Genomic DNA, 13,227 nt, shown 5'->3' with positions numbered 1-13,227 from the left:
GTCGGGGCGCCGGACCCGGGCGGTGCGGCCGGATCCAGTACCAGGGCTGCGACCACCCGCTGGCCCAGCCGGTCGTCGGGGAGTCCGAACACCGCACATTCGGCGACGCCCGGGTAGGTGGCCAGCGCAGCCTCCACCGGCTGCGGCAGGACCGTCAGCCCGCCGGTGGAGATCGCCTCGTCGATCCGGCCCAGCACCTGCAGCACGCCGTCGTCGAGCGCCCCGGCGTCATCGGTGCGGAACCAGCCGGGTTCGGCGAACGGGTCGATCGCCACCGGGTTGCGATAGCCCTTGGCCAACGTCGGCCCGCCGAGCACCACCCGGCCGTCGTCGATGCGGACCCGTACTCCGTCGAGAGCGTGGCCGTCGTATACACAGCCACCCGCGGTCTCACTGGAGCCGTAGGTCCGCACCACTGAGATCCCCGCGGCAGCGGCACCTTCCAACACCGCGGCGGGCGCGGGCCCGCCGCCCAGCAGCACAGCGTCCAGCGAGGCCAGCGCTTCGGCTGCCGCCGGATCGGTGAGGGCCTTGGCCAGTTGTGCGGCCACCAGTGAGGTGTAGCGGCGTCCCGATCCCATGGCCGCCACCGCGGCGGGCAGCAAACCCACATCAAAACCGGCGGACACATCCAGTTCCACGGCGGTGGTGCCGGCGAGCACACTGCGGATCATCACCTGGAGACCGGCGATGTGGTAGGCGGGCAGTGCCAACAGCCAGGTGCCGGGGCCGCCCAACCAGCTGTGGGTAGCCGACGCGCTGGCGGTCAACGCCGCCGCGGTCAGCATCGCCCCTTTGGGCGTGCCGGTGGTTCCCGAGGTGGCGACCACCAACGCGATGTCGTCGTCGATCGGTTCGCCGGCCCGCAGTGACGTGCACAACAGGTCGGATTGCCGGGGGTCTGACCCAGGTACCGGAAGCAGGGCGCTGTCGCGGCCGGTGAGCACTCCCTCCAGGGCGGCGGTCAGGGACGCTCCTGTCGGCGGAACGACAAGGGCGCGCAGCGTTGTTATGACCGATCCTCGGCTTCGCGCGGATCATCCAGCGGCCATCCCTTGGCGGCCAGTCGCTCTCGCACCCGTTCGATGTCTCCGGGGGAGGGCAGTTCGTCGGTGAGCCGGACGATCTCGGCGCCGATGTCGGCGTCGTCGAGTTCGCTGCGGTTCAGCAGTTCCCGGGCGATGAGCTTGACCTCGTCGGTGCTGAGCTCGCTGGAGAGTAATGCGAACAGCGGCAGATAGTCGGTGCGCGGGACACCGTCGGGATAGCCCGCGCGCAGCCACGACACGATGGTGTTCAGGAAGCGATTCACGAGGCAGCTTTCGATTCGGGGACCGTGGTTCTCGGGCACGTGCTGTGTCCACTACGGAAGAGGTGTACCAACGCGTGGCATGGTCAAGGTTAACAGGAGATGAACGTCCGCTGGGAGTATGTATAAAGCCAGCTCGCGCAGTGGTTTTCGGTCCCGCTCGGTTAGTGGAAAACCGCACCTTGGTCTCAGAATCATCGGTATGAGCGCAGAGATGATCATTTTGATCCTGCTGATAGCAACGGCTCTCGCGTTCGACTTCACCAACGGCTTCCATGACACCGGAAACGCCATGGCGACGTCGATCGCGACCCGAGCGCTGAAGCCCAAGACCGCAGTGTTGCTGGCCGGTGTACTGAACCTCGTCGGTGCCTTCCTGTCCGTCGAGGTGGCCGTCACGGTCACCACGTCGGTGCTGAAGATCCAGGACGGTAAGACCGGTTCGCTGCTGCCCAACATCGACGCGTCCACCGGGTTGACGATCATCTTCGCGGGCCTGATCGGCGGGATCCTGTGGAACCTGCTGACCTGGCTGTTCGGCATTCCGTCCAGCTCGTCGCACGCACTTTTTGGTGGTCTCATCGGCGCCGGTCTGGCCGCTATCGGGCTGGCCGGGGTGAACTGGCAGGGCGTCACCCAGAAAGTGTTGATCCCCGCGCTCGCCGCACCGCTGATCGCGGGCGTCGTGGCCGCCGCCGGCACCTGGCTGGTCTACCGGATCACCCGCAACGTGGCCAAGAAGCGCCGCGAGGAGGGCTTCCGCTGGGGCCAGATCGCCACGGCCTCGCTGGTTGCGTTGTCGCACGGCACCAATGACGCGCAGAAGACGATGGGTGTCATTGCGCTGGCACTCATCACCACCGGCCACCTCACCGGCAATGTCGCCGAGGACGGTCTGCCGTTCTGGGTCATCGCCAGCTGTGCGATCGCGATCGGCCTGGGCACCTACCTCGGCGGCTGGCGGGTGATCCGCACACTCGGCAAGGGCCTGGTGGAGATCGAATCGCCGCAGGGTCTGGCCGCGGAGGCCTCGTCGGCCGCGATAATCCTGAGCTCGTCGGCCGCCGGTATGGCGCTGTCGACCACCCACGTCGCCACCGGCTCCATCCTGGGCAGCGGTGTCGGAAAGCCTGGCGCACAGGTTCGTTGGGCAGTTGCGGGTCGCATGGTGCTGGCTTGGCTGATCACCCTGCCGGCCGCCGGCATTGTCGGCGCCCTGTCCTTCTGGGTGTCCCATCTGGTCGCCGGTATGACAACACAGCTGGTGGGTGACGGCCTGATCTTCCTGATCCTGGTCGGGTTGTCCTTCTACATGTGGCGGCGCGCCCAGCAACAGAAGGTCGACAGCAGCAACGTCAACGCCGATTGGGACGAGTCGACCAACTCCGTGGTCCCGGCCGGTGACGGCACCGACACTTCCAAGCCCGCGACCGTCTGATCCGGCCGACCACTAACTAAGGACTCCTCATGATCTATCTGGAAAGCATCTTCCGGGTGCTGGTGGTGGGCCTGCTGCTCGGCGCCGGTCTGCCTGCGCTCTTCGCCTTGGGCCTGGTCGCCTACTCCGACGGGGCCGGCGTCACCGAGGCCGACGGCACTGTGCACACCACCAACCCGGCGTTGAAGTTCCTCGGGCTGGCGCTGTTCACCGTGGTCGGCGCCGTCATCTTGGTGGCGCTGCTGTGGATCACCCGCACCACCATCGAACACCATTTTGGTGTCAACCTCTTCCCGTTCGCGAAGTGAGAGAGGCTGCGATGACCAACGATCACAGTGTTTTTGCCGATGTCATCGCTTGGCTGAACGCGGGCTTCCCGGAAGGGGTGCCGCCCAAGGACCACTTTGCGCTGCTGGCGCTGCTGAAGCGGTCACTGAGTGAGGACGAAGTGGTGACCGCGACGCGTTCGATCCTGCGCAGTAACGACGCCGACACGCCCGTCACCGATGAGCAGATCCGTGACGCCATTCACTCGCTGATCGACAAAGAGCCCAATCCCGAAGAAATGCATCAGGTTTCGGCACGGCTTGCTTCGGTGGGCTGGCCGCTGGCCCAGTAGTGTCGCGGCCGCGTCAGCCCCGGCTGTCGCGGCGCAGCGGATGGTCCTCGGGGATCTGCACGAAGATCAACGTGACACCGTCGGGGTCCTCGACATGCATCTCGTGCAGCCCCCAGTGTTCCCGGGTGGCTTCGCGGGTGACGGTCACGCCGCGGCTGCGGAGCTCGTCCTGGGTGGCGTACACGTCGCGGACCTGCAGCCAGAGCGTGGCGGCCCCGGAGCCGGCCCCGCCGTGGCCGGAAAGCTCGATCAGTGACTGCCCTGCGTAGAAGACAGTGCCGCCGGTGTACTCGCGGGCGATCGCCAGTCCGATGCTGTCGCGGTAGAACTCGACGGCACGCTGGTAGTCCGCCGGCCGGAACAGCACACGGCTGGCCAGGATTTCCATGGCCCCTGTCTATCACCCCCACCATCCCCGCGTGACGGCCGACACCCGCCTCTGCCCCAGGATGGTTGGGAGCCACCCGCTTTCAGCCCGGCTGGAAGTTCTGCCGCTTCATGATGGCGGTCATCACTCCGGGAGCCACCACATCGAGGGCGCGCGCGGTCATCGCGATCCGCGGGGCGATCCGCACCGGCCGGGTGCGGGCCGCGTCCAGCATCCAGCCGGCGGCCTCGTCGGCACTGAGCGCCGGCAGCCCGTCGTAGGCGCGCGTCGGGGTGATCATCGGGGTGGCCACCAGCGGGTAGTACAGGGTGGTCGATTTGATGCCCTTGGCCGCCCACTCGGATTCGATGACCCGGCTCACCGCGCTCAGCGCGGCTTTCGAGGCGTTGTAGACGGCGAACAACGGCGTCGACTCGTTCATCACACCCCAGGTGGCCACGTTGATGATGTGCCCGTCGCCGCGCTCGAACATGCCCGGTGCCACGCCACGGATCAGCCGCAGCGGGGAGTAGTAGTTCAGGGTCATCGTCCGTTCCACGTCATGCCAGCGGTCCAGGGACTCCTCGAGCGGACGGCGGATCGAGCGTCCCGCATTGTTGATCAGGATGTCCACGGGCCCAACTTCGTCGATCAACCCGTCGATGGCATCCAGATCGGCCAGGTCGCACGGCATCGCGCGGGCGTTGCCGCCGGCGGCGGCGATGGCGCCCACCACCTCGTCGAGCAGTTCGGCGCGGCGCGCCACCGCGATCACCGTCGCTCCCGCGGCCGCGAACTGGCCCGCGGCCGCCGCTCCGATGCCCGATGAGGCCCCGGTCAACAGCACCCGCTTACCGCGCAGATCGATCGAAGTGCCGGTGGGCAGGCTCAGCGGGGGCCGCATGCCGGCCATCGCGACGGCATGGGACAGGCGGCGCAGCGGGTTTCGGCTCACGGCCTGTCAGTGTATGGAGCAGTCCGCGCAGCCGCTACGGCCGACGCCACGATGAGTTCTGTGGGCGCGGCCGGTCAGAACCGTCATGACCTTCACCGCATCTCTGGACACCCGGTTCAGTGAGACCACCGAACCTGCTTCCTGGCCGACCGTGCGGCAGGCACTGCAGACCGCCGAGCTGTACTGGTTGACCACGGTCCGCGCCGACGGCCGCCCGCACGTCACACCCCTGGTCGGGCTGTGGGCCGACGAATCGTTTGTGTTCTGCACCGGGGCGGGCGAGCAGAAGGCCCGCAACCTCGCCCATGCCGCACAGGTTGCCGTCACCACCGGATCCAACACCTGGAATCAGGGATTGGACATCGTGGTCGAAGGCACCACCGAGAGCGTCACCGGCAAAGCGGTGCTCACCGAACTGGCCGACGCCTACCGCACCAAATACGGCTGCGCGTGGGACTTCGATTGCGACGATACGGTGTTCGATCCGGCTGGTGTGACCGCCCACGTCTTCCGGGTCACCCCTGTGAAGGTGCTGGCATTCACCAAATCGCCGCATTCTCAGACGCGTTTCTTGCGCTGAGTGCGGCGGGCCTGGGTCAGTTCCCGGTTCTGGCGTTTGGTGCGGCTCACCTTGGATTCGGTCCACCACAGCGTCAGCGGCAGCACGATCAGCACCACCAGCGGATAGACCAGGCCCCACACGTCACCGTCATAGGCGGCGACGATCAGCAGGAAGATCGCGATGGTCACCAGCACGCCGGTCATCACCTGATTGCGCCGCCGGTTGGCCTTGTGCTGGTCGAGGTAGACCGTGCCCAACCGCAGCGCGGCCTTGACGACCTCGGCGTCCGCGGGAAGTGGACCGCCGGTGGTCGCCCGGATCGCCGCCGACCGCTGTTCGGATGTCAGGCCCGCCACCTGAGCGGTGTACGGCAACCTGCTGGTCTGGCTCCGCCAGGTCAGGGCGGCGCCGAAAACCGCGGTTACCGCGATGTAGCTCGCCGTGCCCACCGGCCAGTCGAGGACCAGAGGTCGACTCGACGCCGTGAAGACGCCCGCCAGCAGGGCGACGATCACCGCACCGAGCACGGTCCAGTAGAGCGCCCGCGCCCACAGCGGAGCCAGCAAAACACGCATGATGCAGCATTATCCCCGCGGTGCTGGTGTGCTCCCAATCACCACAAACCGACCACCGGCACGCGACACCGTCAGAAGTAGCGGGGGTACGGGGTCCAATCGGGGTCGCGCTTCTCCAGGAACGCGTCGCGGCCTTCGACGGCTTCGTCGGTCATGTACGCCAGCCGGGTCGCCTCTCCGGCGAACAGCTGCTGCCCCACCAGCCCGTCGTCGAGCAGGTTGAACGCGTATTTGAGCATCCGCTGCGCCTGCGGGGACTTGCCGTTGATCTTGGCGGCCCATTCGAGGGCGACGGTCTCGAGGTCGGCGTGGTCGACGACGCGGTTCACCGCACCCATCTGGTACATCTGCTCGGCGGTGTAGTCCTCACCGAGGAAGAAGATCTCGCGGGCAAACTTCTGCCCGACCTGCCGTGCCAGGTACGCACTGCCGTAGCCGCCGTCGAAGCTGCCGACGTCGGCGTCGGTTTGTTTGAAACGGGCGTGCTCGCGGCTGGCCAGCGTCAGGTCGCACACCACGTGCAGCGAATGCCCACCGCCGGCGGCCCACCCGTTGACCAGACAGATCACCGGTTTCGGCATGAACCTGATGAGCCGCTGCACTTCGAGGATGTGCAGCCGGCCGGCGCGGGCCGGATCGACGGTCTCGGCCACTTCGCCGGAGGCGTACTGGTAGCCGCTGCGGCCGCGGATGCGCTGATCGCCACCGGAACAGAACGCCCAGCCGCCGTCTTTCGGGGACGGCCCGTTGCCCGTGAGCAGCACCACGCCGACCGACGGGTCCATCCGGGCGTGATCGAGTGCCCGGTACAGCTCGTCGACGGTGTGCGGCCGGAACGCGTTGCGCACCTCGGGCCGGTTGAACGCCACCCGCACTGTCGCGTCGTTCACTGCGCGGTGGTAGGTGATGTCCGTGAAATCGAAGCCGTCCACCTGCTGCCACAGGGACGGGTCGAAGGGGTTCTCGCTCACGAGGTCACACGGTATCGAACCGGAACACCGCGCAGCGCCCGGCCAGGGCTTCGAACTCTTCCGGGGTGCCTTCGGTGACCAGGCCGGCGTTCTTCATGAAACTCACGCCGGTGGGCACCTCCACCGGGAACACCCGCAGCAGCGGCTTGGCCTGCTCGACCGACATCTCCACCATCCGCACCTGCTGGCTGCGGCGGTTCTGGGTGAGCACCGCATTCGGGTTGGCTTGGGCGTTTTGCACCCAGTCCGCGCCGGGGAAGCCGGCCACCACGTACCGGCTGCCGTCGACGGTCATGGGGGTGACGGGAGTTGACCGCGGCTTGCCCGAGTTGCGGCCGATGACGGTCAGCACCACCGGTCCCTCTTTGCCGAACAGCGGGATGCCGAGCCGCTGCGCGGCCATGAAGACCTTGTTCATCGGCTTGAGCCAGAAGGGCGGTCGGATCCGTTCTTGCGCCATGTTCCGAGGCTAGACCGAAATTCCGTACTCGCGGAGGCCGCGGAACAGGCCGTCGCTTCGCTGTGCCGTCGGCAGTGGATCGACCAGGATGAACCCGCAGCCCAGCGCGCGGGCGCCGCCATCGGCCTCGTCGCTGTCACCGACCATGAGGGCGTCGGCGGCGTCGACTCCGAGCCGCTCCAGCGCGGTGGTGAAAATTCGCGGATCCGGTTTCACCGCACCCACTTCGAAGGACAGCACGAACTCGTCGATGTGCTGTTCGGCGCCGATTGCGGCGAACGCGGGCCGGAGGTCGAAGGCGATGTTGGACACCACCGCCGTCTTGACCCCCAGCGCCTTGAGCGCGGCGAGCACTTCGGCGGTATCGGGATAGGGCGTCCAGCACGCCGGATCGATCACCCGTTGGTACAGGGATTCGGCGTGGTGGTCGGCGATTCCGGATTCGCGCAGCACATGCAGGTAAGCCTCGCGGTGCAGATGCGGTGCCAGGTCTCGGTTGACCCAGGCGTGGTATTCCTCGGGGCCCATCTCCACCGAACGGCCGGTGGGGGCGGTGAGTCGGCGCATCAGCTCGGCCTGAACGTGCCCGTCGACCGCTTTGTCGTCCACCGACATGCCGTCGAACCAGCTGGCATCCTCTTCGAGTCGGAACAGGGTGCCGGAGAAGTCGAACAGGGCGGCGGCGGGTTGCATTGGGTCCATCCTGCCACCAGGGGCGTGTGGATCCCGCAAAAATGGGCATCCACCTGCCGTGACAGCAATAGCAGGCGTTGCGGTAGTGATCCCGGCGCACAACGAGGAAGCCAGTTTGCCGCGGTGTCTGCGGGCGGTGCTCACCAGCGCGGCGTGCCTCCCGGTGCCGGTGCACGTCGTGGTGGTGTTGGACAACTGCGACGACGCCAGCGTGACACTGGCCGGTGACTACGGGCCCGACGTGCACTTCGTGGAGGTCGACGCCGGCAATGTGGGTGTCGCCCGTGCGGCCGGCTTCAGCTATGCGGCCTCGCTGTGCGGCGAGAATGCCTGGTACGCCACCACCGATGCGGACACTCGCGTCGACCCCGACTGGTTGATCAAGCAGGTCTCGGCCGCCGAGGACGAGTCCGCCGACATGGTGTTGGGGGTGGTGCGCATCGCCGACTGGCGGGCGCTGCCGACCCGGGTGCTGCGCCGCTACCTGCGTGGTTATCACCAGGGGACCGGCGAGCACCCGCACGTGCACGGCGCCAACATGGGATTCCGGGCCGACGCCTATTGGCGGGTCGGCGGGTTCCGTGGGCTACCCACCGACGAGGACGTGGAGTTGGTGGCGCGGTTCACCGACGCCGGTCTGACGATCCGCCGTGACGGCGGGCTGTCGGTGGCGACTTCGGCGCGACGGCAGGGCCGGGCCCCGGGTGGGTTTGCCGCCCATCTGCGTTCGCTGACAAAGGATTCCGCGTGACAGAGCGGGTACTGCGGTGGTTGGCCGACGGTGCGCTGAATCTGCCGCTGCCTGGCTGCGGGGCCACCGCGGCACGCTGGCGCGGGTTGGCGGCGTTGGCGGAGGCTGATCTGGTGGCGGGCCGGCTTGCCGAAGCGCATGCCGATGCGGTGGCGATTCTGGCCGAACTCGGGGGCGCCGCAGCACAACCCGGCCAGCTGTGGGGAGTGTGGGCTGCCGAATCGCCGGACTCGGCGCTGACCGTCGACGCCGCCGACATGGTGCTGGACGGCGTGAAACCGTGGTGTTCGGGGGCGGGGTTGTGCACTCACGCCCTTGTCACCGCCCGGCGCCCCGACGGGAACCGGGCGCTGTACGCGGTGGCGGTCACCGATCCGGCAGTGCGTCCGCTGCCGGCCACCTGGTCCAATCCCGGTATGGCTGGAAGTGACACGCGTTCAGTGCAATTCACCCAAGCTCCGGCCGTTGCGGTCGGGGAACCCGGCGAGTATCTGAGCCGGCCCGGATTCTGGTACGGCGCCATCGGGGTGGCGGCCTGCTGGCTCGGCGGTGCTCGGGCCGTCGCCGCCCCGCTATATCGGAAGGCCGCCGACGATCATGCGCTGGCCCACCTGGGTGCCGTCGACGCCGCACTGACCGCCGCGGAGGCGGTGCTGGCAGCCGCGGCCACGCAGGTGGACGGTGCCGCGGACCCGGCCGACGCGGAGCTGGTGGCCCGCCGGGCCCGTGCTGTTGTCGAACACGCCGTCGACGAGGTGATCACGCGCACCGGCCGGGCGCTCGGACCCGGGCCGTTGTGCCTGGACGCCGAGCACGCTCAGCGGGTCGCCGACCTGACGGTTTACGTGCGACAGAGCCACGCCGAACGAGACCTGGCGGCACTGGGGCGGGTGGCGAGGCGATGAGCAACACGGCCAGATTCGCCGAGTGCCCGCTGTCCGGCGGCGGTACCTCGATCGGCCAGTGGCTTGCCGGTGAGCGCCGGCCTGAGCTCAGCCTTGCCGCCTGTCCCGCGCTGGTGGTGGTGGCACCGCATCCCGACGACGAGACCCTGGGGGTCGGCGGGTTGATCGCATCGCTGGCGGACCGTGGTGTCGACGTCACGGTGGTGTCGGTCAGTGACGGGGGCGCCGCCTACCCGGACATCCCGGAACTCGACCGGATGAGGCTGGAGAGTACCCGCAGAGCGGAATTGGATTGTGCAGCAGCTGTTCTCGGAGTGCGGCAGGTGATCCGACTGGAGATGCCGGACGGGCAGCTCGCCGAGCACGAGGAGCTGCTGGCGCAACGGCTGGCCGAGGTGCTGGCCGCCGCGCCGTTGGGGGTGTGGTGTGCGGCGACCTGGCGCGGGGACGGGCATCCCGACCATGAGGCGGTGGGCCGTGCCGCCGCGGTGGCCAGCGCGATCAGCGGGGTTCCCCTGGTCGAGTATCCGGTGTGGATGTGGCACTGGTCGACACCTGGGGATCCGGCGGTGCCGTGGCGGCGGGCACTGTCGGTGCCGCTGGATCGTCGGGCATCGATCCGTAAACACAATGCGGCCAAATGCTTTCGGAGTCAGTTCGAAGCCCCGGCGCCGGATGTCGAGCCGGTGCTGCCGCCGTTCGTGATGCGTCGGATACTGGCGGTGGGAGAGGTGCTTTTCGGATGAAATTGCCGGCAGCGTACTTCGAGCGCATGTACGCCGACTCCGAGGATCCGTGGAAGCTGGACAGCCGCTGGTATGAGCAGCGCAAGTACGCGATCACCCTGTCGATGCTGCCGCGACTGCGCTACCGGCATGCGTTCGAGCCGGGCTGCTCTGTCGGTGTGCTCACCGAACTGCTGACACAGCGATGTGATCACGTCACCGCCGTCGATGTCGCCGCTGCCGCCTTGGCCACCGCAACCGCCCGGGTGAGCTCGGGTGTCACCTTTGCCCAGCGCGGTCTCGACGCGCCGTGGCCGGCCGGGCCGTTTGATCTGGTGGTCCTCAGCGAAGTGGGCTACTACCTGGACGCGGCCCTGCTGGCCGAGGTGCTGCACCGCGAGGTTCCCCGGCTGGCCCCGGGGGCGACGGTGGTGGCTGCCCACTGGCGGCATCCGGTGGCCGACTATCCGCTGACCGGCGACCAGGTGCACGAAGTGGTGGCGGCGACGCCCGGGCTGACGCCGCTGGGTCGTTACCGGGACCGGGATGTGGTGATCGACGTGCTCGACGTCGGCGACGGGCAGTCGGTGGCGGCGCGCGAGAAGGTGCCTGGCTCACTCTGATACGCCGAGCAGACGCAAACTCGCGTGTTTTGAGCCCAAAACACGCGAGTTTGCGTCTGCTCGCGGGGCAATTGTCAGCCGATCGAGCGCGCTGACCCCTCCCAGAACCGGGCCCGGACCGCCTTCTTGTCCGGCTTGCCCAGCCCGGTCAACGGCAGCGAGTCGGCGAGCACCACCTGCTTGGGGGACTGCACCGAACCCTTGCGATCCTTGACCGCCGCCTGGATCTCGGCCGTCATGGTCGCGACGGCGTCCTCGTCGGACGGCGCGTCCGGGCGCAGCACCACCACCGCGGTGACGGCCTCACCCCACTTGTCGTCCGGGGTGCCGACCACACACACCTGTGCCACGTGGGGGTGCTCGGCGATGACGTCCTCGACTTCGCGGGGAAACACATTGAATCCGCCGGTGACGATCATGTCCTTGACCCGGTCCACGATGAACCAGAAACCGTCGGAGTCCTCACGGGCCATATCGCCGGTGCGCAACCAGCCGTCTTTGAAAGTCTCGGCGGTCTGCTCGGGCAGCTGCCAGTAACCTCCCGCCAAAAGTGGTCCACTGACACAGATTTCGCCGGGCTCGCCCTGCGGCACCGGGTTGCCCTCGGCGTCCAGCAGCGCACAACGCGCGAACAGCGTCGGGCGCCCACACGAGGACAGCCGCTTCTCGTCGTGGTCACCCTTGGCCAGGTACGAGATGGCCATCGGCGCCTCGGACTGTCCGTAGTTCTGGGCGAAGATCTTGCCGAACCGCTCGATCGCCTCGGCCAGTCGCACCGGGTTGATCGCCGACGCGCCGTAGTACACCGTCTCCAGCGACGAGAGATCCCGGGTGCGCGAATCCGGGTGGTCCATCAGCGCGTACAGCATGGACGGCACCAGGAACGTCGCGGTGATCTTCTGCTCCTCGATCACCCGAAGCACCTCGGCCGGATCGAATTTGGGGAGCACAAACATCTCGCCGCCCTTGACCGCGGTCGGCAGGAAGTAGGCCGCGCCGGCATGCGACAGCGGGGTGATCATCAAGAACCGGGGGCTTTCCGGCCACTCCCACTCGGCGAGCTGGATCGTGGTCATCGTCGTGGTGGCCTGCACCGTCATGATGACGCCCTTGGGTTTGCCGGTGGTGCCACCGGTGTAGGTCAACCCGCCGATGTGGTCGGGCGGCAGGTCGGCAGCCACCAGCGGGCGGGGCTGGTACTTGGCGGCTTCGGCGTTCAGGTCGATCACGGTCGCGCCCGATCCGGTGAGCTCCGCAGGTGCCGGACCGATGGTGAGGATCTGCTTGAGGGAGTCCACCTTGCCCAACAGGGCCAGCGCCCGCTCGACGAACATCGGCTGCGGATCGATGATCAACGACGTCACCCCGGCGTCGCTGAGCACGTAGGCGTGATCGTCGAGCGAACCGAGAGGGTGTAGTGCGGTGCGCCGGTAGCCTTGGGTCTGGCCGGCGCCGACGATCATCAGCACCTCGGGACGGTTCAGGGACAGCAGGCCCACGGCGGTTCCGGTGCCGGCACCCACGGCTTCGAATGCCTGAACGTACTGGCTGATGCGCTCGGCGAGCTGACCGCCGGTCAGTGTGGTGTCGCCCAGATGTAGCAGTGGCTTGTTTCGGTGCCGCTTGAGCGCTCCCGCGAGCAGGTGGCCGGAGTGGACGGGATGGCGCAGCAGTTCGTCGCTCATGGAACCCAACATTAGAACGTGTTGCAGTTTTTCCCAACCATCTACTTCCGGTGACCACGACGAGTAGTGCGCTACGCGCGCCCCGACGATCGGGGCTTCCTAGCGTCAGAGATGCGCCGTGGAGCCGGTTCGCGGCCGTGGGTCGATCAGCACAGAGCTGGTTTGGCAGCGCCCGGATCAAAGGAGTTCACATGTTGAGATCAACGATCGGATTGTCCGCCGCCGTCCTGGCGGCGGTTACTGCTCTCGGCGGGATCGGGGCGCCGGCCGCCTTCGCCGCCCCGCCGTTGCCGTTCGGCCCGGACACCTGCATCCAGGGGTTCGTGTGGCGGGAGGCCCGCACCGGGGACACGGTGTGTGTGACCCCCGATGTGCGGGCGAGGACCGCGCAGGAGAACGCGGCGCCGTTGGCCAACCGGCAACCCGGCGGTGGGGCATCCGGACCTGATACCTGCCTGCAGGGGTTCGTGTGGCGGGATGCCTTCGCCGGTGACCACGTGTGTGTCAAACCGGATATCCGCGCCCAGGCCGCCACCGACAATGCGGCCGCCGCGTCCCGTAAGCAGGCCAACGCGCCGGTGGCCCCGGC

At 67.9% G+C, this 13,227-nt stretch carries 17 protein-coding genes and 1 pseudogene; 9 read left to right on the top strand and 9 right to left on the bottom strand.

What is annotated here, in order from left to right; genetic code table 11:
* Both menE and WBB07_RS08095 read right to left on the bottom strand, forming a co-directional pair.
* The coding region (menE, locus tag WBB07_RS08100; protein WP_526306483.1) for an o-succinylbenzoate--CoA ligase at positions 1 to 947 on the bottom strand (947 nt) is incomplete at its 3' end.
* 62 nt (positions 948 to 1,009) lie between these two features.
* Positions 1,010 to 1,312: a DUF3349 domain-containing protein gene (locus WBB07_RS08095; protein WP_526306481.1), complete on the bottom strand. Its 303-nt coding sequence runs from the start codon at positions 1,310 to 1,312 to the stop codon at positions 1,010 to 1,012.
* Between the two features lie 199 nt (positions 1,313 to 1,511).
* On the opposite strand from WBB07_RS08095, the gene WBB07_RS08090 reads away from it, so the two are divergent.
* Genes WBB07_RS08090 through WBB07_RS08080 form a run of 3 tightly spaced genes read left to right on the top strand, consistent with a single transcriptional unit; the run spans position 1,512 to position 3,366 of the window.
* A complete protein-coding gene (locus tag WBB07_RS08090) occupies positions 1,512 to 2,747 on the top strand; it encodes an inorganic phosphate transporter (protein WP_526306479.1) in 1,236 nt (411 codons plus the stop codon).
* A 29-nt stretch (positions 2,748 to 2,776) separates the two neighbouring features.
* Positions 2,777 to 3,055: a hypothetical protein gene (locus tag WBB07_RS08085; protein ID WP_526306477.1), complete on the top strand. Its 279-nt coding sequence runs from the start codon at positions 2,777 to 2,779 to the stop codon at positions 3,053 to 3,055.
* A gap of 11 nt (positions 3,056 to 3,066) precedes the next feature.
* Positions 3,067 to 3,366, top strand: coding sequence for a DUF3349 domain-containing protein (locus WBB07_RS08080; RefSeq protein ID WP_526306475.1), 300 nt, complete (start codon positions 3,067 to 3,069; stop codon positions 3,364 to 3,366).
* Between the two features lie 13 nt (positions 3,367 to 3,379).
* Here the strand turns inward: WBB07_RS08080 and WBB07_RS08075 are convergent, their stop codons facing one another.
* Both WBB07_RS08075 and WBB07_RS08070 read right to left on the bottom strand, forming a co-directional pair.
* The gene (locus WBB07_RS08075) at positions 3,380 to 3,754 is read right to left on the bottom strand and encodes a VOC family protein (RefSeq protein ID WP_526306473.1); all 375 of its coding nucleotides are present in this window, start codon (positions 3,752 to 3,754) and stop codon (positions 3,380 to 3,382) included.
* 82 nt (positions 3,755 to 3,836) lie between these two features.
* Positions 3,837 to 4,688, bottom strand: a complete 852-nt coding sequence (locus WBB07_RS08070) for an SDR family oxidoreductase (RefSeq protein WP_526306471.1) — start codon at positions 4,686 to 4,688, stop codon at positions 3,837 to 3,839.
* Between the two features lie 85 nt (positions 4,689 to 4,773).
* Between WBB07_RS08070 and WBB07_RS08065 the strand changes: the two genes are divergently transcribed.
* Entirely contained in the window at positions 4,774 to 5,268 is a 495-nt protein-coding gene (locus tag WBB07_RS08065) for a pyridoxamine 5'-phosphate oxidase family protein (RefSeq protein ID WP_526306469.1), read from the top strand.
* Here WBB07_RS08065 and WBB07_RS08060 read toward each other — a convergent pair.
* From WBB07_RS08060 to WBB07_RS08045, 4 genes are all read right to left on the bottom strand, one after another.
* The gene (locus WBB07_RS08060) at positions 5,247 to 5,825 is read right to left on the bottom strand and encodes a hypothetical protein (protein WP_526306467.1); all 579 of its coding nucleotides are present in this window, start codon (positions 5,823 to 5,825) and stop codon (positions 5,247 to 5,249) included. The two genes, WBB07_RS08065 and WBB07_RS08060, sit on opposite strands and share 22 nt — an antisense overlap.
* A gap of 71 nt (positions 5,826 to 5,896) precedes the next feature.
* Entirely contained in the window at positions 5,897 to 6,796 is a 900-nt protein-coding gene (locus WBB07_RS08055; protein ID WP_526306465.1) for a 1,4-dihydroxy-2-naphthoyl-CoA synthase, read from the bottom strand.
* Positions 6,797 to 6,800: 4 nt separating this feature from the next.
* The gene (locus WBB07_RS08050; protein WP_526306463.1) at positions 6,801 to 7,256 is read right to left on the bottom strand and encodes a nitroreductase/quinone reductase family protein; all 456 of its coding nucleotides are present in this window, start codon (positions 7,254 to 7,256) and stop codon (positions 6,801 to 6,803) included.
* A 9-nt stretch (positions 7,257 to 7,265) separates the two neighbouring features.
* A complete protein-coding gene (locus WBB07_RS08045; protein ID WP_526306461.1) occupies positions 7,266 to 7,949 on the bottom strand; it encodes an HAD family hydrolase in 684 nt (227 codons plus the stop codon).
* 58 nt (positions 7,950 to 8,007) lie between these two features.
* Here WBB07_RS08045 and WBB07_RS08040 point away from each other — a divergent pair, with 58 nt between their 5' ends.
* The 4 genes from WBB07_RS08040 to WBB07_RS08025 are packed head-to-tail and all read left to right on the top strand — an operon-like array spanning position 8,008 to position 10,953.
* Complete coding sequence (locus WBB07_RS08040) at positions 8,008 to 8,700, top strand: glycosyltransferase family 2 protein (RefSeq protein ID WP_526306459.1); 693 nt, start codon at positions 8,008 to 8,010, stop codon at positions 8,698 to 8,700.
* The gene (locus WBB07_RS08035; protein ID WP_526306457.1) at positions 8,697 to 9,605 is read left to right on the top strand and encodes an acyl-CoA dehydrogenase; all 909 of its coding nucleotides are present in this window, start codon (positions 8,697 to 8,699) and stop codon (positions 9,603 to 9,605) included. Before WBB07_RS08040 ends, WBB07_RS08035 begins: the two co-directional genes overlap by 4 nt.
* The gene (locus WBB07_RS08030) at positions 9,602 to 10,351 is read left to right on the top strand and encodes a PIG-L deacetylase family protein (RefSeq protein WP_526306455.1); all 750 of its coding nucleotides are present in this window, start codon (positions 9,602 to 9,604) and stop codon (positions 10,349 to 10,351) included. The genes WBB07_RS08035 and WBB07_RS08030 overlap by 4 nt, the downstream gene beginning before the upstream one ends.
* Positions 10,348 to 10,953 (top strand): SAM-dependent methyltransferase, encoded by a 606-nt coding sequence (locus WBB07_RS08025; RefSeq protein WP_526306453.1) that lies wholly within the window; start codon positions 10,348 to 10,350, stop codon positions 10,951 to 10,953. The genes WBB07_RS08030 and WBB07_RS08025 overlap by 4 nt, the downstream gene beginning before the upstream one ends.
* A gap of 74 nt (positions 10,954 to 11,027) precedes the next feature.
* Here the strand turns inward: WBB07_RS08025 and fadD8 are convergent, their stop codons facing one another.
* On the bottom strand, positions 11,028 to 12,638 hold the full coding sequence (gene fadD8, locus WBB07_RS08020) for a fatty-acid--CoA ligase FadD8 (protein WP_526306451.1): 1,611 nt from the start codon (positions 12,636 to 12,638) through the stop codon (positions 11,028 to 11,030).
* Between the two features lie 191 nt (positions 12,639 to 12,829).
* On the opposite strand from fadD8, the pseudogene WBB07_RS08015 reads away from it, so the two are divergent.
* Positions 12,830 to 13,227: pseudogene (locus WBB07_RS08015) on the top strand (MmpS family transport accessory protein); the annotation flags it as partial.

The organism is Mycobacterium sp. (assembly GCF_049647605.1).
Classification (GTDB): Bacteria; Actinomycetota; Actinomycetes; order Mycobacteriales; family Mycobacteriaceae; genus Mycobacterium.
Note: the sequence above shows the minus strand (reverse complement) of the source record. Positions and strands in the feature narration are given on the sequence as shown.

Bases quoted from the DNA above. Each gene is read 5' to 3' on its own strand.
- WBB07_RS08090 (WP_526306479.1), top strand. From the start codon at position 1,512: ATGAGCGCAGAGATGATCATTTTGATCCTGCTGATAGCAACGGCTCTC.
- WBB07_RS08085 (WP_526306477.1), top strand. From the start codon at position 2,777: ATGATCTATCTGGAAAGCATCTTCCGGGTGCTGGTGGTGGGCCTGCTG.
- WBB07_RS08080 (WP_526306475.1), top strand. From the start codon at position 3,067: ATGACCAACGATCACAGTGTTTTTGCCGATGTCATCGCTTGGCTGAAC.
- WBB07_RS08075 (WP_526306473.1), bottom strand. From the start codon at position 3,754: ATGGAAATCCTGGCCAGCCGTGTGCTGTTCCGGCCGGCGGACTACCAG.
- WBB07_RS08065 (WP_526306469.1), top strand. From the start codon at position 4,774: ATGACCTTCACCGCATCTCTGGACACCCGGTTCAGTGAGACCACCGAA.
- WBB07_RS08060 (WP_526306467.1), bottom strand. From the start codon at position 5,825: ATGCGTGTTTTGCTGGCTCCGCTGTGGGCGCGGGCGCTCTACTGGACC.
- WBB07_RS08050 (WP_526306463.1), bottom strand. From the start codon at position 7,256: ATGGCGCAAGAACGGATCCGACCGCCCTTCTGGCTCAAGCCGATGAAC.
- WBB07_RS08045 (WP_526306461.1), bottom strand. From the start codon at position 7,949: ATGCAACCCGCCGCCGCCCTGTTCGACTTCTCCGGCACCCTGTTCCGA.
- WBB07_RS08030 (WP_526306455.1), top strand. From the start codon at position 9,602: ATGAGCAACACGGCCAGATTCGCCGAGTGCCCGCTGTCCGGCGGCGGT.
- WBB07_RS08025 (WP_526306453.1), top strand. From the start codon at position 10,348: ATGAAATTGCCGGCAGCGTACTTCGAGCGCATGTACGCCGACTCCGAG.
- fadD8 (WP_526306451.1), bottom strand. From the start codon at position 12,638: ATGAGCGACGAACTGCTGCGCCATCCCGTCCACTCCGGCCACCTGCTC.